We start from the raw sequence: 20,128 nt of genomic DNA, 5'->3' as shown, positions 1-20,128 counted from the left end.
TTCGAGTGGTTTCGTTCGTACGACGCCCCGGCGGTGACCGTCGAGGGCGTGAGTGGTTCAGGGCAGGGTTGCCGTGGTCCGTTCCCCGTCCGGCCAGGTCACGGTGACCTGCCCGGCGGTGAGCTCGAGGCGCGGCTGCCCGGTCCCCCGCGTCCCTGTGGCGGTTCGTGGCGCGGCAGGGCCGCCGTTCGGCGAGGCGTCCTGCGTGCGCGTCAGGTGTACGCCCACGGCGACCCAGCCGTCGGGGACCGGCGCGTACCGGGACCAGGGCGTGGTCGTCGGACCGGCCAGCGGGGTGGCGTCGTCGGACGTCGCCTCTCCGCAGACCGGCGCGATGTCACCGAGGAGCGGGACCAGGGCCGAGACGAGCCCCGGCCCGGCGGCCCAGCCGCCGATCCGCAGCGCGACGGCGTCGGCGGAACTCTCCGAGACCCGAACCAGCCGGACCTCCCAGGCGCCACGGACCAGCGACACGGTGGTGACCCGGCCCGCCGGTGTCGAGCGGCCGGGCCGCCCCGACCCGTGGTCCGGGACGGAGAGGTCGGCCTCGACCCAGTGCACGTCGGCGACGGAGGCGAGGGCCGCCGCCGTCGCGGGCTCCTCGACAGGCACGGACACGGGCTCGAAGCCCGTGCGGTGGGTCGCCTCGTCCGCCGCGTCCAGCAGGACCACCGACTGGTCGAGGGGCGAGGTCCAGGCCGCACCGTCGAGCAGCGGTGACGTCGCCGTCGAGTAGCCGAGCCGCGCGTAGAGCGGCGAGTCGCCACCGTCCGCGCCGGGCAGCGCGTGGTCCGTACCGTGGTTGATCACGCGCGCTATGCCGTCGTCGCGTGTGGCGCTGATCGCCCAGCCGGGCGCGGACGCGACGGTGAGCACGTCACCGACGTCCACGGGGAGCGGCTCGGGCGCGGCCGTCCACACCTCGTGCGACGCCGGGAGGGCGAGGCCCAGCAGGCCCTTGCTCGCCCAGTAGGGCGATCCGGGACCGCTGTACCGCTGGGCGATCGGGCGCCACGGGTGGTGCCAGCCGAGCGTGAGGAGCCCGTCAGGTCCCGGCACCTCGTGCTCGGCGAAGTGCCGCACGATGCGCGTCGCCGCCTCCCGGAGGCGGCCCGGGCTGCCGACACCCGCGAGGGCGCCGGCCCAGAAGGGCGCCGCCGCCGCGAACCGGTAGCCGAGGCTGCGCCCCTGGATGAGCGGCGAGCCGTCGGACCCGACGAGAGCCAGCGCGTCGTCGAGGTAGCGCTCCAGGTGGACGCGGTCGTTCGCGGACCGCGCCGCCAGGTCCTCGCCCGCCGCCTGCGCCACGGACGCCGCGCCGGACATCCGCGCCCACAGGGCCGGGTACAGGTGCAGCGCCCAGCCCGCGTAGTGGTCGAAGCTCCGCTCGGGACCGTCGGCGAACCAGCCGCCCGGACGGTGGAACCGGTCGTGCGCCGCGAGATCGCGCTGGACGTCGTCGGCGGAGAACGGGCCACCGACCGAACGCAGGAAGGTCTCCACGACGATGCGGAACCAGACCCAGTTGTTGTCTGGGTAGTCGCGGTCGCCCACGACGGAACCGAGGTACTCGACGGTGCGTTCCTGCACGTCGGGCGACAGCCGGTCCCAGATCCAGGGGCGCGTCATGTCGAGGATGAGGGCGAGGGAGGCCGCCTCGACCTTGGCCTGGCCGTGCTCCTCCGGCCGCGTCCAGCGCTCGGCGTGGCCCGAGTCGGTCCCGGCGGCGAGCCCGGCCGCGTACCGCTCGGCGAGACCCGTCGGATCTGCCCCGTCCTCCCCCGCGAGCCGGAAGCCGGCCAGCAGGAACGTGCGCGCGAAGCCCTCGAGACCGTCGACGGCGGTGCCGTACCCGCCGGGCGCACCGGGCAGGGTGATGAGCGAACCGCTCGGGGAGGCGTACGGCCGGACCCCGGCGAGGAGCCGGTCGGCGTACCCGGCGAGCCAGGCGCGTGCCTCCGGCCCGGCGGTTCCCGAACCGCTGGTCACGGCGTGCGACACGTGGCGGCTCATGCGACGAACTCCATGTCCGCGCGCGTCACGGCGCTGCGTGGCGCGTCGCCCCGCGTGTACCGCTCCAGCTCGTCGAGCGCGGCCGCGGTCATGCGCCGCGTCTCCGTGCCGAGCGACCCGGCGATGTGCGGCGTGATCATGACGTTCGGCAGGTCGTACAGCACGGACGACGCCGGCAGCGGCTCCGGCTCGGTGACGTCGAGCATCGCGTAGATGCGGCCGCCCGCGCACTCGTGCTCCAGCGCGGCGGTGTCCACCACGGCGCCCCGCGCGGTGTTGATCAGGGTGGCACCGTCGGGCATGAGGGCCAGCTCGCGTGCTCCGATCAGCTTGCGCGTCGAGGGCAGCTCCGGGGCGTGCAGCGAGACGATGTCGGACGCCGCGAGCAGCTCGTCGAGCGGCACCAGCCGCGCACCCGCTGCGGCCACGTCGGCGGCATCCGCGAAGGGGTCGGCGACGAGGATCTCCCGCGTCTCCGGGCCCGAGCCCGGCACGGTCAGCCTGGCCACCACCTGGCGCCCCGTCCGGGAGAAGCCGACGATCCCGATCACTCGGTCCCGGTTGGAGAGGACCGCCTGCTCACCGAGGTAGGACCAGTCGTCGCGCCGGGTACGGGCGAGGCTCGCGAGGAACGGTGCCTTCTTGCCCGCCATGAAGATCGCGGCCACCGTGAACTCCGCGACGGGCAGCGCGTTCTCCGCCACTGCGTTGGTGACGAGCAGGCCACGGTCCCAGACCGCGTCGGACACAAGCGGCCGCACGGTGCCGGCGCAGTGCAGCACCGCGCGCAGGTTCGGCGCGAGGTCCAGCACCTCCGGCGTGACCCGGGGGGCGCCCCACGACGTGAGGAGCACCTCGACGTCGGCCAGCCGTTCCTTCGCCTCCGGCGTGTCGTAGGCGGTGACGCGCACAGGGTCGCCGAGCCTCGCGAGCTCACGCAGCCGGGTGTCCTCCTCGGGACCGAACTGCATACGCCGGGCTCGGTCATCCATGACGAGCAGGACCTCAGGTCGCCGCACCACCGCTCTCCTCTCCATCGAGTCCACGTTCGCCTGATCACCTAGACGAACAGTTCCGATCAACTACGATCGGACGATGGCCCATTGAAGCCCACGTAGCACCCGGTTGGCAACCCCCTGGCTCTTCTCGAAAAGTTCCACTACGATCATTTTCGATCACACCGCTTCGAGTTCGATGGAGAGCACATGACGGCACGGCTGCCGGCGCCCGACGTCACCGACCGCAGCTTCTGGACGTCGGTCCAGGTGACCGCGGCGTGCGCGTCGGCCCTCGCGGTGGCCGACGGCGAGCGCGGCACCCCCTGGCCGCAGCCCCTGGCCTCGCAGTACGCCCGGTTCTTCCGGGACGGTGACCGCACCGTCTACGAGGCGCACGTCGCCGCACGTCACGCACGACTCACCCGCGCCACCCTCGCGGCACTGCTCGACCCGCGCCCCGACCGTGTCGACGAGGTGGTCGACGGCGTGCTGCTGCTGTGCGAGCAGTCGACGTGGTGCTGGGCCGCGCACGACGACACGTTCGACCGCTTCGGCAGGATCACCCCCACCGTCACCGAGCCCTACCTCGACCTCGGGGCCGGCGAGGTCGCCGCACAGCTCGCCTGGATCGACCACCTGCTCGGCCCGGCCCTCGACGAGCGAGCGCCCGGCGTGCGGTGGCGCATCCGGCAGGAGGCGCAGGCGCGGGTCCTCGGACCGTTCACCGACCGCCGTGACTGGTGGTGGCTCGGGGTCGACCACCCGATCATGAACTGGAGCCCGTGGATCCAGGGCAACGTGCTCGCCGCCGGCCTCGCGCTCGAGGAGGACCCGGACCGGCGCCGGGCCGTCGCCGCGCTCGTCGCGGACGGGATCGCCGCCTACTGGGCCTCGCTGCCCGCCGACGGAGGCGTCGACGAGGGCTACCACTACTGGTGGCAGGGGGCCGCGCGTGCGCTCGAGGCGCAGGACCTGCTCGGGTTCGCGGGCATCGAGCCGGCGCAGGAGGCACTCGACCGGATCCGCGCGACGGTCGCCTTTCCGCACTCCATGCACCTCGGCGGCGACTGGTACGTCAACGTCGCCGACGGCGCCGCGCGGCCGCTCGCGACCTGGCCGTGGAACGTCGTGCACGCCTGGGCGCTGCGCGTGGGCGACGGCCACGCCGCGCGGCACGCGGCGTCCTACCGCGGGCGCCAAGGCGGGCTGTTCGACGAGCGATCGTCCCTGCCGCGCGCGGTCCGGATGCTGTCGGACCGGGCCTGGTCCGACGCCTCGACCGCCTCCGCGCCCCTGGTGCCGACCGCCGCCTTCCCGTCGACAGGCGTGGCCGTGGCCCGGTCGCGCGCCGGCACGGAGCGCGGGCTCGCGGTGTCGGTGAAGGGCGGGCACAACGGCGAGAACCACAACCACGTGGACGTCGGCTCGGTGATCGTGGCGCTCGACGGAACGCCCGTCGTGGTCGACGCGGGCAAGCCGACCTACCGCGCCGGCACCTTCGGACCGGACCGGTACGCGCAGTGGGTGGTCCGCGGCGACTGGCACAACGTCCCGCGGGTGCGCGGGGTCGAGCAGGCACCGGGCGAGCAGTTCGGCGCACGTGCCTTCGAGGTGTCGGCCGCGGACGACGAGTCGCCCGCTGGCGCCTGGCGAGCCCGGCTGGATCTCGGCGGGGCCTATCCGGTGGACGGGCTCGAGCACTGGTGGCGTGCGGTCGGTCTGGATCCGGGGGCCGAGGAGGTGACGGTCGAGGACTCGTGGGTCTTCTCGACCGCGAGCGCTCCGGCGCCCGCCGACGAGCGGGCGCCCACCGACGAGCGGGCGCCCGCCGACGAGCCGACCGCGTGGCACTGGCTGCTCGCCGGGGACGTCACGCTCGCGGCGGGCCGTGCGACGGTCCGGTTCACCCCGGACGCCGCTGCGCCGTCGGCCCGCGCACTGGTCCTGACCTGGGATGCGGCAGCAGCCGATGCCGAGCTCGACGTGCGTGAGCTGGACGACCCCGAGCTGACGGTCGTCTGGGGCGAACATCTGACCCGGTTGCGGCTCACGGCGCGCGCAGAGGCGCCATCTGGCACATTTCGGGTAACCATGAGACCCACCGGGTCCGGATCGCAGGAGGTTGTATGACGGAGGAAGCGCCGCTGCCCAGCGAGCGACGGGCGCGCCTCATCGCGCGGGTACGCGAGACCGGGTCGGCTCGGGTGAGCGATCTGTCGCGCGTGCTCGGCGTGACGCCTGTGACCGTGCGGCGCGACCTCGCCCTGCTCGTCGCCGAGGGCACGCTGGAGAAGGTGCACGGCGGCGCACGGATCCCGGCCCGCACCAACGGCCTCGGTGCGCGCACCAGTGCCGGCGCCGGCGTCTACCAGCCTGAGCCGCCGTCCGCGGGCAGCTCCGACCAGCTCACCATCGGCATGGTCGTGCCGTCGATCGACTACTACTGGCCCGAGGTGATCCGCGGCGCACGGGATGCCGAGCACGGGGCGGCCCGGCTGATCCTGCGCGGGGCGTCGTACGACGTGGACCAGGTGCGGCGACAGGTCGCCGCGCTCGTCGGGGACGACGGCGCCCCGGGCGTCGACGGCCTGCTCGTGGCACCGCCGGTGGACGGCCCCGAGGCCGCCGAGCTCGGCGAGTGGCTGGCCGGCCTGAGCCTCCCGGTGGTGCTGATGGAACGGCGGCTGGCGACCGGACCGTACCGCGAGCCGCTGGAGTCGGTGGCCACCGACCATGCGCTCGGCTCCGGGATGGCCACGCGGCACATCGCGGAGCGCGGGCACCGGCGGGTGGGTCTCGTGACGTCGCGGACCAGCCCGACGTCGGCCGCGGTCCGGCGCGGATTCCTCGCGGTGGCGGACGAGCTGGGGCTCGAGGTCGTGCTCGACCTGGAGACGGTGCCGCTGTCCGACGCCGGGTGGTCCGACGAGGCCGCCTCCGTGCTGGACCGGTGCGCGGAGGCCGGGGCGAGCGCGCTCCTGGTCCACTCGGACCGGGAGGCGATCTCGCTGGTGGAGCAGGCGCAGGAGCGCGGCGTGCGTGTGCCGGCGGACCTCGCCGTGGTCGCCTATGACGACGAGGTCGCCGGGCTGGCCGATCCCCCGCTCACCGCGGTGCGACCGCCCAAGGCCGCGATCGGCGCAGGTGCCCTGGAGCTTCTGCTGCGGCGGCTGACCGCGATCCGGTCGGACGACGCCGCCGCACGGGACGGCGAGGGCGGTGACGCCGTCACCGGGGTCGAGCGTCCCGTGCACCGCATCGAGCTGAGCCCACGCCTCATCGTGCGGGCGTCGAGCGGGTCTCGCGCCTGAACGAGTCCGCACGATGAGGCACGCTACGCCCCCGGTTCCGGTGCGTGATGCCGGAGGCCGGTGCTCGCGCGGACGACGGAACGGAGCGCCGCCAGGTCGCCCGACACCGCGCCGACAGCACGCGCCTGGACCAGCACGTTCCCGAGCGCCGTCGCCTCGACCGGGCCTGCGACCACGGGCAGCCCCGCCGCCTGGGCGGTGAGCCGGCACAACAGCTCGTTCCGCGAACCGCCACCGACCACGTGCACGGTGTCCACGACCACACCGGCCAGCATCGCCGCCTCCCCGATCGCCCGCGCCGAGGCGGCGGCGAGACTGTCGAGGATCACGCGGACCAGGACGGGCCGCATGGCGAGCGGGTCCTGCGGAAGGTCCACCCCGAGCCGCGCGACCGCATCGGACACGCGTCGGGGCATGTCGCCGGGGGCCAGGAACTCGGCGCCGTCGACGTCGATCAGGCAGCGCCCGCCGGGATCCGCGGCGGCGGCCGCCAGGAGGGCCGGCAGGTCGACGGGCGTGCCGTCGTCGGCGGACCAGGCGCGGACGCACTCGTCGAGCACCCACAGGCCCATGACGTTACGCAGGTACCGCACGGTGCCGTCGAGCCCGAGCTCGTTGGTGAAGTTCGCCGCGCGGCTCTCCTCGGTGAGCACCGGCGCGGGCAGCTCCAGCCCGACGAGCGACCACGTGCCCGACGAGATGTACGCCGACGCGCGACCCAGCGGGCTCGCGGCCACGGCGGAGGCCGTGTCGTGCGAGGCGACCGCGAGCACCGGCACCTCGCCGAGGCCGGTCGCCTCCCGCACCTCGGGCAGCAGCTGCCCGACGGCGGTCCCCGGCTCGACCAGTTCCGGCAGCAGCTCCCGGAGCCGGGCGAGCCCGGGGTACAGCGCACCCAGCCGGTCCAGCAGCTCGGCCGACCAGGTGCGTGTCCGTGCGTCGAGCAGCCCCGTGGTGGACGCGTTCGTCACCTCGGCGACCCGGCGGCCCGTGAGCCAGTACGTGACGAGGTCGGGAACCAGCAACAGCTGCCGTGCCCGTGCCCACTCGCCAGCACCGGCCGAGCCCTCCAGACCCGCCGACGCCGCCGCCACCAGCTGGAACTCCGTGGTGAACGGCAGGTGCTGCAGCCCGTTGACCGCGTAGTGGTCCCCGAACGGGATCCGTCGGTAGACGTCGTCGGCGACGCCGTCGGTGCGCGGGTCGCGGTAGCAGTACGGGTCGGCCACGAGCTGCCCCTCGGCGTCGAGCAGCCCGAAGTCGACGGCCCACGAGTCCACGCCGATCCCGCGGAGGTGGACGCGTCGCTCGCGCGCCACGTCACCGGCGGACCGCAGCCCGTCGAGGATCCCGCGCCACAGCGCGCCCACGTCCCACCGCAGCCCACCGTCCGCGTGCTGCCGGGGCCCGTTGCCGAACCGTCCGCACTCGACGAGCTCGACCTTCCCGCGGTCCACCACCCCGAGCATCACCCGCCCGCTCGTGGCGCCGAGGTCGACGGCGACGAACCCGGACGCCCCGAGCGTGCTCACCGGAGGAACGCCGCCGACACGCCCGCGTCGACGGGCACGTGCAGGCCCGTCGTGTGCGAGAAGTCGGAGGTGCACAGCGCGAACACTGCTGACGCCACGTTCTCGGGCAGCACCTCACGCTTGAGCAGCGTGCGCTGCGCGTAGAACTCGCCGAGCTTCTCCTCCGGCACCCCGTACACGGCCGCACGGTTGGCGCCCCAGCCGGACGCGAAGATCCCCGACCCGCGCACCACGCCGTCCGGGTTCACGCCGTTCACGCGGATGCCGTGCTCGCCCAGCTCCGCGGCGAGCAGCCGCACCTGGTGCGCCTGGTCGGCCTTGGTCGCGGAGTAGGCGATGTTGTTCGGTCCGGCGAACACCGAGTTCTTGGAGGAGATGTAGACGATGTCGCCGCCAAGGCCCTGGTCCACCAGCACCCGCGCCGCCTCACGTGAGACCAGGAACGAGCCCTTGGCCATGACGTTGTGCTGCAGGTCCCAGTCGGCCTCGGTGGTGTCGAACAGGGACCGCGACAGGGACAGCCCCGCGTTGTTCACCACGAGGTCCACACCGCCGAACGCCAGCACCGCGTCGCGGATCCCCGCCTGCACGGCCACCTCGGACGACACGTCCATGGCCACACCGATGGCGACGTCCGCGGAGCCCAGCTCGGCCGCCGCCGCGGTGGCCTTGGCGGTGTCCAGGTCCGCCACGACCACGCATGCGCCCTCGGCCGCCAGCCGCGTCGCGATCGCCTTGCCGATGCCGGACGCCGCCCCGGTCACCAGAGCGACCCGCGTCGCCAGCGGCTTGGGCGCGGGCATGCGCTGCAGCTTCGCCTCCTCGAGGGCCCAGTACTCGATGCGGAACTTCTCGTCCTCCGCGATGGGCGCGTACGTGGAGACGGTCTCCGCGCCACGCATCACGTTGATCGCGTTCACGTAGAACTCGCCGGCCACGCGCGCCGTCTGCTTGTTCCGCCCGTACGAGAACATGCCGACGCCCGGGACCAGCACGATCGCCGGGTCCGCCCCACGCATCGCGGGCGGTTCCTCGCCGCGCGCCCGCGTCGCCGCGGCGCCCCGCTCGTAGTACGCGGCATAGTCCGCGCGGTAGGCGGCGTGCGCGGCACGCAGCGCGGTCACGGTCTCCTCCACCGTCGCCGATGTCGGCACGTCCACCACCAGCGGCTTCACCTTGGTGCGGAGGAAGTGGTCGGGGCACGACGTGCCGAGCTCGGCCAGGGGCAGCAGCCGCTCGCGCGCCAGGAAGTCCAGCACGACGTCGGAGTCGGTGAAGTGCCCCACCTGCGGCGCGTCGGCCGACGCGATGCCGCGGACCACCGGGGCGAGTGCCGCGGCCCGGTCTCGCCGTTCGGCCTCGGGCAGGGGCTCGTACCCGGCACGGACAGGGCCGAACGGGTGCGCGCCGTCGGCCGCGAGGGCCGCCGTCCGCGACTCGATGAACGCCTCGGCCCGCCGGATGATCCCGAGCGACCGCTCCTCGGCCTCGGCCGAGGTGTCGCCCCACGCGGTGATCCCGTGTCCACCCAGGATGCAGCCGATGGCCTGCGGGTTCGCCGCCTTGATCGCGGCGATGTCCAGGCCCAGCTGGAACCCGGGGCGGCGCCACGGCACCCACACGACGTCGGAGCCGAAGATCTCCCGGGTGAGCGCCTCGCCGTCCGCCGCTGCGGCCACGGCGATACCGGAGTCGGGGTGCAGGTGGTCCACGTGGGCGGCGTCGACCAGGCCGTGCATCGCCGTGTCGATCGACGGCGCAGCGCCGCCCTTCCCGTGCAGGCAGTAGTCGAACGCGGCGACCATCTCGTCCTCGCGGTCCAGGCCGGGGTACACGTCGACGAGCGCGCGCATCCGGTCCAGCCGCAGCACGGCCAGGCCCTGGGGCTGGAGCGTGCCGAGGTCTCCGCCGGAGCCCTTGACCCACAGCAGCTCGACGGGCTCCCCCGTCACGGGGTCGGTGGCGGTGCCCTTGGCCGACGTGTTCCCGCCGGCGTAGTTGGTGTTCCTCGGGTCGGCGCCCAGCCGGTTCGAGCGGGCGACGAGCGCGGTGACCGTCGGGTTCTGGGTCGCGTCGGCGGTCTGGTTCGTCATGGGGCTGCTGCTTCCGTCTCGGTTCGGTCGTGGCCTGCGGGTGATGTGCTCACGCGCCCCACCCGGCCTGTGCGCCCCCGACACGTTCGGCGGCGATCGTCTCGGCGTAGCCGGACGCCGCGAAGGCGGTGGTCGGGTCGGGGTCGAGGCCCGTCTCCGCGCGCACCTGCGCGACGAGCGGGCGGACGTCGGTGTCGTACGCGTCCATGAGCACGGCGTGCGCGCCGAGCACGTCACCGGAGAGCTGGGCCGCCGTCAGCGCCTCGACGTCGACGAGCAGGGCCTTCGCCGTGGCCTCCTGGACGTTCATGACCGACCGGATCTGGGCCGGGATCTTCGGCTCGATGTTGTGGCACTGGTCCAGCATGAAGTTGACCCCGCTGTCCGGCGCGTGGGCGCCGGCGGAGACGATCTCGTGCATGATCCGGAAGAGCTGGAAGGGGTCCGCGGCACCGACCATCAGGTCGTCGTCGGCGTAGAAACGGCTGTTGAAGTCGAAGGCGCCGAGCCGGCCCTGGCGCAGGAGCTGCGCGACGATGAACTCGATGTTGGTGCCGGGAGCGTGGTGGCCGGTGTCGAGGACGACCTTCGCCCGGTCACCCAGGGCCATGACGTGCAGCAGCGACGTGCCCCAGTCCGGTACGTCGGTGACGTAGAAGGCGGGCTCGAAGAACTTGTACTCGAGCACCATGTGCTGGTCGTCGTCGAGCGCCGCGTAGATCTCGCTCAGGGACTCGGCGATCCGGTCCTGGCGCGCGCGGATCGAGTCCTGGCCGGGATAGTTGAGACCGTCGGAGAGCCAGACCTTGAGGTCCTTGGAGCCCGTGGCCCGCATGACGTCGATGCACTGCTTGTGGTGGTCCACGGCCTTGGCCCGGACCCGGGGGTCCGGGTGCGCGAGCGAGCCGAGCATGAAGTCGTCGTCCTGGAAGACGTTCGAGTTGATCATGCCGATCCGCACGCCCAGGTCCTCGGCGTGCCGGGCGAGTGCCTCGAAGTCGTCGACGAGGTCCCAGGGGATGTGCAGGCTGACGCGGGGAGCGACGCCGGTGTACCGGTGCACCTGGGCGGCGTCGGCCAGCTTCTCGAACGGGTCTCGCGGCACGCCCGGCTGCCCGAAGACCTTGAACCGGGTGCCTGAGTTGCCGAACGCCCACGACGGGAGCTCGATGGTCTGTTGCTTGAGCGCGGCCTTGACCGCCGCGATCTGATCCGTGCCCGTCACGGGTGATCCTTCCTCTTCGCGCATCCTCACGCATGATTGGCCCGCTCGTCCTCGAGCGCCCGTGAATCGATTCATTCGGAGCCTATGCGGCAGCGCAGCGCTGGTCAACCCCGCCACGACGCGCCGCCGCAAGGGCCGCGACGCGCGTCGCCCAGGCGGAGGTAGCCTTATCCGGCTAACCCGATCGGAATACTGGCCCGCCCTGGGCCCCGCGATGGAGTCCTCCATGTCCGTGCTGTCCCCGCCGCCCCGCCACCCCCACCCGGTCGCCCCGGCCGCCGGTACGTCGAACGCGAGCGCCCGGTCGAGCTGGGTGCCGGAGCTGCACGGACTGCGGGGGCTCGCGCTGGCCCTCGTGGTGCTGTTCCACCTGTTCGGGCACGGCAGGGTCTCCGGCGGCGTCGACGTCTTTCTCGTCGTGTCCGGCTACCTCGCCACGGCGACGCTCCTGCGCCGGGCCGAGCGGCGGGCGCTCGACCCTGCGGCGTACTGGGGCCGCACCTTCGTACGCCTCGCGCCGCCCGCCCTGGTGGTGCTGGCCGCCACCACTCTGCTCATGGTGCTGACGGCGTCCGAGAACACGTGGCTGCAGACGCTCCGGGAGATCTTCGCGACCGCCACCTACTGGGTGAACTGGGAGATGATCTCCGGCCAGCTCGCCTACGGTGCCGCCGGGCCGGGCACGAGCCCGGTCCAGCACTTCTGGTCCCTGTCGGTCCAGGCGCAGTTCTTCGTCGCGTGGCCGCTCGTGATCCTCCTGACGGCCTGGGCCGCCCGCCGGTTCCGGTTCTCCGCCCGTCCGGCGCTGACCGTGGTCACCGCCGGGGCGACGGTGTGGTCCTTCGTCTTCGCGGCGCAGCTCGCCGCGGCCGACCAGGCTGTCGCGTACTTCCATTCCGGCGCGCGGTTCTGGGAGCTCGGCGCCGGCGCGCTCGCCTTTCTGCTGGGCCGGTGGGTGCGAGTGCCCGACCCGGCACGCCCGGTGCTCGCCTGGGCCGGGCTCGCACTGGTCGTCGCCTGCGGTTTCGTGCTCGACGGCGGTTCGCTGTTCCCGGGACCGCCGGCGCTGTGGCCGGTGCTGGGCACGCTGTTCGTGATGTTCGGCTCGGGCGGCGACCGCGCGACCGGCACGCCGACCCGGCTCATGCGCTTCCTCGGCCGGCGCCCCCTCACGTGGGTCGCCGACCGCTCCTACAGTCTCTACATCTGGCACTGGCCCCTGCTGATCGCCTACCTGAACCTGCGTGACCGCACTCAGATCGGTATTCGCGGCGCGGCCGTGATCCTCGTGGTCTCCGTGCTGCTCGCGTGGCTCACCGATCTCACCGTCGCCCGCGGGACGCAGGCGTTCCGGGAGCGCAGGGGCGACCGGCCGGCCCTGGTCGCGGCCGTGCTCGCCGTCGCGCTGGTCGCGGTGCCGACGGGCGCCTGGGTGAGCGCCTTGGAGCGCCAGCAGGCGGCCGACCTGGCCGCGCTGGACGCTCCCGTCCCGTCAGAGCGGTACCCCGGTGCCCTCGTCCTGACCGAGGGGGCGACACCCGACGACGCGACTCTCCGCCCCGACCCGGTGGTCGCGGCCCAGGACCTGCCGGAGTCCCAGGTGGAGCCCGGTTGCGTGCAGGGTCATGGCCGCGAGATGCCGAACGGCGTCGAGGTGCTGAGCTGCGACATCCACTCACCCGGGACACCGACGCGGACGGTCGCCATGGTGGGTGCGTCCCACGTCATGCAGTGGGTGCCGGCCTTCGAGAAGATCGCCCGGGAGAACGACTGGCGCCTGGTGCTCATCGCCAAGCAGGGCTGCCGCATGCAGGACCCCGCCGGGGAGGTACAGGGGTTCCCCTCGTGCCTTCCGTGGAACGAGAGCCTGGTGGGGGTGCTCGACGAGCTCGCGCCCGACGCGGTGGTGGTCGACGGCACGGAGACCGGCGTGGCGTCCGGCGTGGCCGAGCGCATCCTGCCCGGGCAGCTCGCCGCGTGGCAGCGGCTCGACGCCCAGGGCGTCCCGGTGCTCGCGCTCCGCGACAACATGCGCTTCCCGACCGACCCGGTGGACTGCGTCGCCGAGCACGGTGCGGACCCGGAGTGCGGCCGGGCGCGCGCCGACGGCCTCGGGGCCAGGGACCCGCTCACGACCACACCGGGGATCCCAGACTCCCTGGTGCCGCTCGATCTCACCGACGCGCTCTGCACGGCCGACGACTGCCCCGCCGTCGTCGGCAACGTGCTGGTGTACCGGGACGACGACCACATATCGGCCACCTACGTCCGGACGGTCACCGGATACCTGGACACCTTGCTCCGCCGCGACGCCGGATGGCTCCTCCGGCCCGCAGACTGACGGGTCTCTCGGGTGGTCGGCAGAACGTCAGGTGATCGGCACCCCGGGGTGCCGACCACCTGACGTTCTACCGACCATCCTCAGCCTGGGATGCCTGGGATGCCTGGGGTGCCTGGGTGTCAGAAGTCGAAGTCCTCGATGTTGGCCTCGTCGAAGACGTACGGGTCGCCCAGCAGCACCTCGCCGTCCGCGCCCACCGTGAACTCGCCCAGGCGCCCCGCCTCGAAGGTCTCACCCTCCTCGCCCGTGATGTCGCCGGCGGCCAGGGCCGCGGCGGCCTGGGTCGCCAGGTAGCCGAGGTCGGTCGGGTTCCAGAGCGCGAATGCCTCGACAGTGCCGTCCTCGACGTACTCGCGCATCTGGTTGGGCGTGCCCAGGCCGGTCACGGCCACCTTGCCCTTGTACTCCGAGGTCGACACGTAGCGCGCGGCTGCGGCGATACCGACGGTCGTGGGCGACACGATCCCCTTGAGGTCCGGGTGCGACTGCAGCAGCGCGGCGGTCTTGTCGAACGACGTCTGGTCGTCGTCGTCGCCGTAGACGGTCTCCACGAGCTCGATGTCCGGGTAGTCGGACGCGAGCTTCTCCTCCATGAGCGCGATCCAGGCGTTCTGGTTGGTCGCGTTGGCCGACGCCGACAGGATGGCGATCTCGCCCTCGCCGCCGATCTGGTCCGCGACCAGCTCGAGCTGCTTGTCCGCAATGCCCTCCGGCGAGGCCTGGTTCACGAAGAGGTCGCGGAACTGCGGTTCGGTGTCCGAGTCGAACGTGACCACCTTGGTGCCGGCGGAGCGCGCCTCCTCCAGCGCGTCGCCGATCGCCGTCGGGTCGTTCGCCGACACGACGAGCGCGCCGACTCCCTGCTGCGCGGCGGTGTTGATGAACGGCACCTGGGCGTCGGGCGACGCGGTGTCGGGCCCGACCTCCTCCACGGCGACGCCGAGCTCCTCCGCGGCCTCCTGCGCGCCCGCCGTCGACGCCTCGAAGTACGGGTTGCCCAGGTTCTTGGGCAGCACGGTGATCGTGACGTCGCCGTCACCACCGCCGCCTCCCTCGTCGCTCGACCCGCAGGCCGTCAACCCAAGAGCCAGCACCGCGGCCGTACCGGCCGCGAGCACAGATGTGAACTTCATCGTCCGTCTCCCTACGTTCGTTGCCTGGCGGCGCTCCGCCGCCGGACTCTCAGGCCGCCCGCGATGCGCGGGGCGACCACGGAAACAACCAGGGCCGTGCCGATCACGATGTTGATGACGTTGACCGTGACGCCCTCCAGACGCAGCGCGCTGCCGAGCACGCCGATGAGCAGGACGCCCGCGACCACGCCGTGGACGGCGCCGCGGCCGCCGAAGATCGACACCCCGCCCAGCAGCACGGCCGCGACCACCTGCAGCTCCATACCGGTCGCGTTGTCGCCGCGCGCGCTGCCGTAGCGGAGCGTGTAGTAGACGCCCGCGAGCGCCGACACCGCCCCGGACAGCACGAACAGGATCAGCAGGGTCCGCTTGACGTCGACACCGGAGAACCGGGCAGCCTCGCTGCTGCGGCCGATGTCGAGCACGTTCCGGCCGAAGGGGGTCGCGTGCAGCAGCACCGCGAAGACCGCGACGAGCGCGAGGAGCCCGAGGGTGACGACCGGGTAGGGCGACTCGCCCAGGTTCTCCGTGGCGCCGTCGGTCCACGCCTCGGGGAAGCCGGTGACCGCGGTGGTGCCGAGCAGGCCGACGGCGAGACCGCGGTACAGCGCGAGCGAGCCGATGGTGACCGCGAGGGACGGCAGGCCCCCGTAGGCGACCAGCGCGCCGTTGACGGCGCCGCACACCGCGCCGATCAGCACGGACAGCAGCAGTGCCGACCAGAGGCCGAACCCCGCCTGGTACATCAGCCCGAAGGTGACGCTGGACAGCCCGACCACCGACGCGACGGACAGGTCGATCTCGCCGGTGGCGATGATCAGCGTCATGGGCAGGGCGATGAGCAGCACGGGGGCGACGTCGAGCACCAGGTAGGTGATGGTGAGCGGGCCGTCGAAACCCTGCACCGTCGAGGCGGCGACGATCCAGGCCACGACGAGGATCCCGATGGTGAGCATCTCGCGGGTGAGCAGTGCGCGCTGCCACAGCGGGCGGGCGTGGGTCCTCATGGTGTCGCCTCCGCACGGTGGTGGGGGCCTGCCCCGGACGGCCGGGCGCCGCCGGGCGGGCCGCCTGCACCAGGTGGCGGGCCGGCGCCGGGCGGCGGGTCCGCGTCCCGGGCGGCTGCCAGGCGCCGCGAACGGCGGTTCGCGAGGACGCGGTCGAGCGCGATCGCGCCGATGATGAGCGCGCCCACCACGGCGCGCTGCCAGAAGTCGGGGATGCCCACGACGGGCAGCGCCCGGTTGATGGTGAGCAGCAGCATCGCGCCGAGTGCCGCACCGGCCACGGTGCCGCTGCCACCGAAGATCGCGACGCCGCCGACCACGACGGCGCCGACCACCTGCAGCTCCATACCGGTTCCCGCGCCGGAGGACACCGTGCCGTACCGGGCGGCGAACATGACGCCGGCGAGCCCCGCGAGGGCGCCGCCCAGGGCGAACGCCCCGAGCAGCCGGCGGCGGACGGGCAGGCCCTGGAGGGCCGCCGCGTCGGGGTCGGACCCGATGGCGTACAGCTGCCGGCCGCCGCGCGAGGTGTACAGGTAGTAGCCGACGGCCGCGAGCACGATCGCGGCCACGATGGTGAGCACGGGCACGCCGAGCACCTGCCGCGTGCCGAGGCCGAGGAAGGCGCGCGGCATGTCGCCCGCGTCGATCCGGTCGCTGCCCGCCCATGTGAGGGTCACCCCGCGGTACACGTACAGCGTCCCCAGCGTGATGACCAGGGCGGGTACGCGGGCGAACGCCACGATCGTGCCGTTGACCAGGCCGAGCACCGCGCCGGCCGCGACGGCGACGAGGGCCACGACGATGATTGGCAGATCCGGCGCGGCGATGAACAGGCGGCCCGTCAGGTACGCCGTGAGGCCCAGCACCGAGCCGACGGACAGGTCCACGTTGCGCGTGATGACCACCACGGCCTGGCCGACCGCGAGCACCACGAGGATCGCGGGGGTGAGCAGCAGGTCGCGCCAGCCGTTCGCGCTGAGCAGGAAGCCGGGCTGCACGGCGGTCGTCACACCGATCACGATCAGGAGGGCGAGGGCTATGCCGGCCTCGCGACGGCGGAGCAGGCTCCTCATGCCGCACCCCCCGAGGCCTGGTCGGCGGAGGCGCCCGGCGTCGCCGCGCGCATGACGGCCTCCGGCGTCGCCTCGGCTCTGCCCAGCTCGGCGGCGACGCGTCCCTCGCGGATCACGAGCACGCGATCGGCCATGCCCAGCACCTCCGGCAGCTCGGACGAGATCATGAGGACGGCCAGGCCATCGGCGGCCAGGGTGGACAGCAGCCGGTGCACCTCGGCCTTGGTGCCGACGTCGATACCGCGGGTCGGCTCGTCCACCATGAGCACCTTGGGTCCGGTGGCCAGCCACTTCGCCAGCACCACCTTCTGCTGGTTGCCGCCGCTCATGGTGGTGGCGAGCGCGTCCAGCGCTCCGGCCTTCACCGCGAGGCGGCCGGACCAGTCACGCGCGAGCCGCGCCTCGGTGTCGGGCAGGAGGATGCCGAGGCGCGCCAGGCGCCGCCGGGCGACGGCGCTCACGTTGCGGACCACCGACGACTGGGTGACGAGCCCCTGCAGCCGCCGGTCCTCCGGGACCAGGGCGAGGCCTGCCGTGATGGCCGCCGCCGGGTCGCCCGGCGGTAGGGGCCGTCCGCCGACGGTCACCCGCCCGGCGTCGTACCGGTCGACGCCGAACACGGCGCGGGCGATCTCGCTGCGCCCCGCGCCCACGAGGCCCGCCAGGCCGACGATCTCGCCGGCGCGCACGTCGAAGGACACGTCGTGGAAGGTGCCTGTCGACTCCAGTCCCTCGACCCGGAGCACCACGTCGCCGGGCGTGCTCGCGACCTTGGGGTAGAGCTCGGCCACGTCGCGGCCCACCATGCGGCGCACGAGCTCGTCGGGCGTCACGTCGGCGACGGCGTCGGTCGAGACGTGCTCGCCGTCGCGCATGACGGTGACGGTGTCGCAGAGGTCGGCCACCTCGTCGAGGCGGTGCGAGATGAAGACGACGGCGCGGCCGGCGTCGCGCAACCCGCGGGCGACGGCGAACAGCCTGCGCACCTCGACGGCGCTCAGTGCGGCCGTCGGTTCGTCCATGACCAGCAGGCGGGCGTCCAGGGAGATCGCCTTGGCGATCTCGACGATCTGCTGGTCGGCGATGGACAGGCCCTCGGCGGGGCGGTCCGGGTCGAGGTCGACGCCGAGGTCACGGAACAGGTCGCGAGCCCCCTCGCGCATGGCTCGCCGGTCGATCCGGCGGAACCGGCCGAGCGGCTCGCGGCCGAGAAAGATGTTCTCGGTGACGGTGAGGTCGGGAAAGCTCACGGGCTCCTGGTGGATGACGGCGACGCCGGCGGCCTTGGCCTCCGCGGGTCCGGCGAAGTCGACGGGCTCGCCGTCGAGCTCGACGACGCCCGCGTCCCTGCGGTGCACGCCGCCCACGACCTTGACCAGCGTGGACTTGCCGGCGCCGTTCTCTCCGACGAGGGCGTGGATGCTGCCCGGCTGGACCACCAGGGTGCCGCTCCTGAGGGCCGCCACAGGCCCGAAGGACTTGGCGACGCCCTCGAGGCGCAGCGTCGGTGCGGCGTTCGGCATGTCTCTCCGTCGAGCTGTGCGGGCGGTCGGCGTTGACCACGGTCTGTCTCGCATCGGGGTTGAATCGTTCAAACCGATACTTCGGAAGATAGACCCAGCAGGTCAGAGCGTCAAGAACTTACGGCGAGTCCGTTGCCGTGCCGTGCCGCTTACGCGACTCTTGAACGATCAGGGGTGATCACTGCCCACAGCACTGGGAGGCGGCCCGAGGACGTGCCGCCTCGGACGGAGGTGACCGGAGATGACCCAACCAGCTGCCGGGGAGCACGCGGCGCTCGGCGAGGAGCCCACGGAGCTCAAGCGGGTGATGGGGCCCAAGCTGCTCCTGCTCTTCATCGTCGGCGACATTCTCGGCACCGGCGTGTACGCCCTCACCGGGCAGGTGGCCGCCGAGGTCGGCGGTGCGGCGTGGGCGCCGTTCATCGTCGCCTTCCTCATCGCACTGATCACCGCGTTCTCCTACCTGGAGCTGGTGACCAAGTACCCGCGGGCGGCGGGCGCCGCCCTGTACACGCACAAGGCGTTCGGCATCCACTTCCTCACGTTCATCGTGTGCTTCACCGTGATGTGCTCCGGCATCACGTCGGCGTCCACCGCCGCCCGCGCGGTGGGTTCCAACCTGCTCGTGGGGTTCGGGTTCGACGAGCCGAGCACCTGGACCGTCGTCGCCGTCGCGCTGGTCTTCATGGCGCTGGTCGCCGCGGTGAACCTGCGTGGCGTCGGCGAGTCGGTGAAGGCCAACATCGTGCTCACGATCGTCGAGCTCTCCGGCCTCCTGTTCATCATCCTGGTCGGCCTCTTCGCGGCCTTCGGCGGACAGGCCGACTTCAGCCGGGTGATGGTGTTCGAGAGCCCCGGCGACAAGAACGCGTTCCTCGCGGTGACCGCCGCGACGTCGCTCGCGTTCTTCGCGATGGTCGGGTTCGAGGACGCCGTCAACATGGCTGAGGAGACGCACGACCCGGTGAAGAACTTCCCGCGCATGATGATCACCGGCATCGGGATCACCGGCGTCATCTACGTGCTGGTCGCCATCTTCACCGTGGCGATCGTTCCCGTGGGCGAGCTCGGCGAGAGCGAGACCCCGCTCACGCTGGTGGTCGAGCGGGCCCTGCCAGGCTTCCCCATCGGCAGCATCTTCCCGTTCATCACGATCTTCGCCGTCGCCAACTCGGCGCTGATCAACATGCTGATGGCGTCCCGCCTCCTGTACGGCATGGCCAAGCAGAAGGTACTGCCGCCGTTCCTCGGGCGGGTCTCCCCGCGGCGCCGGACACCCACCGCGGCGATCATGTTCACCACCTTCATCGCGCTGGGGCTCATCGTGCTCGTGACGCTGCAGGAGGAGTCCGGCGTGATCGCGGCGCTCGGTGGCACCACGTCGCTGCTGCTGCTCGCGGTGTTCACCATCGTCAACGTCGCGGTGCTCAAGCTGCGGAGCAACATCGTGGAGCGCAGGCACTTCGTGGCCCCCACCGTGCTGCCGATCCTCGGCGCGCTGCTCTGCGCGTTCTTCGTCGGACCGTGGACCGGGCGCGACCCGCTCCAGTACCAGATCGCGGGCTGGCTGCTGCTCATCGGGGTGGTGCTGTGGTTCGTCACCTGGGCGTTCAACCGCCCCGAGCCCACTGAGATCAAGGACCCGGGCGCGCTCAGCGAACGCGAGGGCGGCGTCAACTAGCACCCTGCCAACCGCGAGGTAGTCGTCTGGCGAGGTAGTCACGTACGCGACTACCTCGCCAGACGACTACTTCGCCAAGTGACTACTTCGCCAAGTGACTACCTCGCCAAGTGACTAGGTGGTCTCACGTGGTCGTTGCACCGGTTGCTTGTTGGGTCAACAGTAGGCGGTTGAGGGCTTCGGCCGGGTTGGCCC

Annotated in this window: 13 protein-coding genes; 4 read left to right on the top strand and 9 right to left on the bottom strand. The window is 72.7% G+C overall.

Annotation, left to right across the window (positions count from 1 at the left end; translation table 11 throughout):
* Nucleotides 1-57 precede the first annotated feature (57 nt).
* Nucleotides 58-2,013 (bottom strand): DUF2264 domain-containing protein, encoded by a 1,956-nt coding sequence (locus tag ACYVK7_RS22070; RefSeq protein WP_460889872.1) that lies wholly within the window; start codon nucleotides 2,011-2,013, stop codon nucleotides 58-60.
* Complete coding sequence (locus tag ACYVK7_RS22065) at nucleotides 2,010-3,032, bottom strand: hydroxyacid dehydrogenase (protein ID WP_460889871.1); 1,023 nt, start codon at nucleotides 3,030-3,032, stop codon at nucleotides 2,010-2,012. Before ACYVK7_RS22065 ends, ACYVK7_RS22070 begins: the two co-directional genes overlap by 4 nt.
* 186 nt (nucleotides 3,033-3,218) lie before the next feature.
* Between ACYVK7_RS22065 and ACYVK7_RS22060 the strand changes: the two genes are divergently transcribed.
* Entirely contained in the window at nucleotides 3,219-5,141 is a 1,923-nt protein-coding gene (locus ACYVK7_RS22060; protein WP_460889870.1) for a heparinase II/III domain-containing protein, read from the top strand.
* Nucleotides 5,138-6,322, top strand: coding sequence for a substrate-binding domain-containing protein (locus tag ACYVK7_RS22055; protein ID WP_460889869.1), 1,185 nt, complete (start codon nucleotides 5,138-5,140; stop codon nucleotides 6,320-6,322). Before ACYVK7_RS22060 ends, ACYVK7_RS22055 begins: the two co-directional genes overlap by 4 nt.
* Nucleotides 6,323-6,345: 23 nt before the next feature.
* Here the strand turns inward: ACYVK7_RS22055 and ACYVK7_RS22050 are convergent, their stop codons facing one another.
* From ACYVK7_RS22050 to rhaI, 3 genes are read right to left on the bottom strand one after another with little or no spacing between them, the layout of a single operon-like run.
* Nucleotides 6,346-7,854, bottom strand: a complete 1,509-nt coding sequence (locus ACYVK7_RS22050) for a rhamnulokinase (protein ID WP_460889868.1) — start codon at nucleotides 7,852-7,854, stop codon at nucleotides 6,346-6,348.
* The gene (locus ACYVK7_RS22045; RefSeq protein WP_460889867.1) at nucleotides 7,851-9,947 is read right to left on the bottom strand and encodes a bifunctional aldolase/short-chain dehydrogenase; all 2,097 of its coding nucleotides are present in this window, start codon (nucleotides 9,945-9,947) and stop codon (nucleotides 7,851-7,853) included. The genes ACYVK7_RS22050 and ACYVK7_RS22045 overlap by 4 nt, the downstream gene beginning before the upstream one ends.
* A 49-nt stretch (nucleotides 9,948-9,996) precedes the next feature.
* Nucleotides 9,997-11,196: an L-rhamnose isomerase gene (gene rhaI, locus ACYVK7_RS22040; RefSeq protein WP_460889866.1), complete on the bottom strand. Its 1,200-nt coding sequence runs from the start codon at nucleotides 11,194-11,196 to the stop codon at nucleotides 9,997-9,999.
* Nucleotides 11,197-11,398: 202 nt separating this feature from the next.
* Here rhaI and ACYVK7_RS22035 point away from each other — a divergent pair, with 202 nt between their 5' ends.
* Entirely contained in the window at nucleotides 11,399-13,513 is a 2,115-nt protein-coding gene (locus ACYVK7_RS22035) for an acyltransferase family protein (protein WP_460889865.1), read from the top strand.
* Between the two features lie 119 nt (nucleotides 13,514-13,632).
* Here the strand turns inward: ACYVK7_RS22035 and rhaS are convergent, their stop codons facing one another.
* From rhaS to ACYVK7_RS22015, 4 genes are read right to left on the bottom strand one after another with little or no spacing between them, the layout of a single operon-like run.
* On the bottom strand, nucleotides 13,633-14,646 hold the full coding sequence (rhaS, locus tag ACYVK7_RS22030) for a rhamnose ABC transporter substrate-binding protein (protein WP_460889864.1): 1,014 nt from the start codon (nucleotides 14,644-14,646) through the stop codon (nucleotides 13,633-13,635).
* 11 nt (nucleotides 14,647-14,657) lie between these two features.
* On the bottom strand, nucleotides 14,658-15,653 hold the full coding sequence (locus ACYVK7_RS22025; RefSeq protein WP_460889863.1) for an ABC transporter permease: 996 nt from the start codon (nucleotides 15,651-15,653) through the stop codon (nucleotides 14,658-14,660).
* Nucleotides 15,650-16,729: an ABC transporter permease gene (locus tag ACYVK7_RS22020; protein WP_460889862.1), complete on the bottom strand. Its 1,080-nt coding sequence runs from the start codon at nucleotides 16,727-16,729 to the stop codon at nucleotides 15,650-15,652. Before ACYVK7_RS22020 ends, ACYVK7_RS22025 begins: the two co-directional genes overlap by 4 nt.
* Complete coding sequence (locus tag ACYVK7_RS22015) at nucleotides 16,726-18,252, bottom strand: sugar ABC transporter ATP-binding protein (RefSeq protein WP_460889861.1); 1,527 nt, start codon at nucleotides 18,250-18,252, stop codon at nucleotides 16,726-16,728. The genes ACYVK7_RS22020 and ACYVK7_RS22015 overlap by 4 nt, the downstream gene beginning before the upstream one ends.
* A gap of 241 nt (nucleotides 18,253-18,493) precedes the next feature.
* On the opposite strand from ACYVK7_RS22015, the gene ACYVK7_RS22010 reads away from it, so the two are divergent.
* A complete protein-coding gene (locus ACYVK7_RS22010; RefSeq protein WP_460889860.1) occupies nucleotides 18,494-19,933 on the top strand; it encodes an APC family permease in 1,440 nt (479 codons plus the stop codon).
* Nucleotides 19,934-20,128 lie beyond the last annotated feature (195 nt).

This window comes from Promicromonospora xylanilytica (assembly GCF_054782895.1).
The sequence above is the reverse complement of the archived record's forward strand: the minus strand, read 5'-3'. Positions and strand labels throughout refer to the sequence as shown.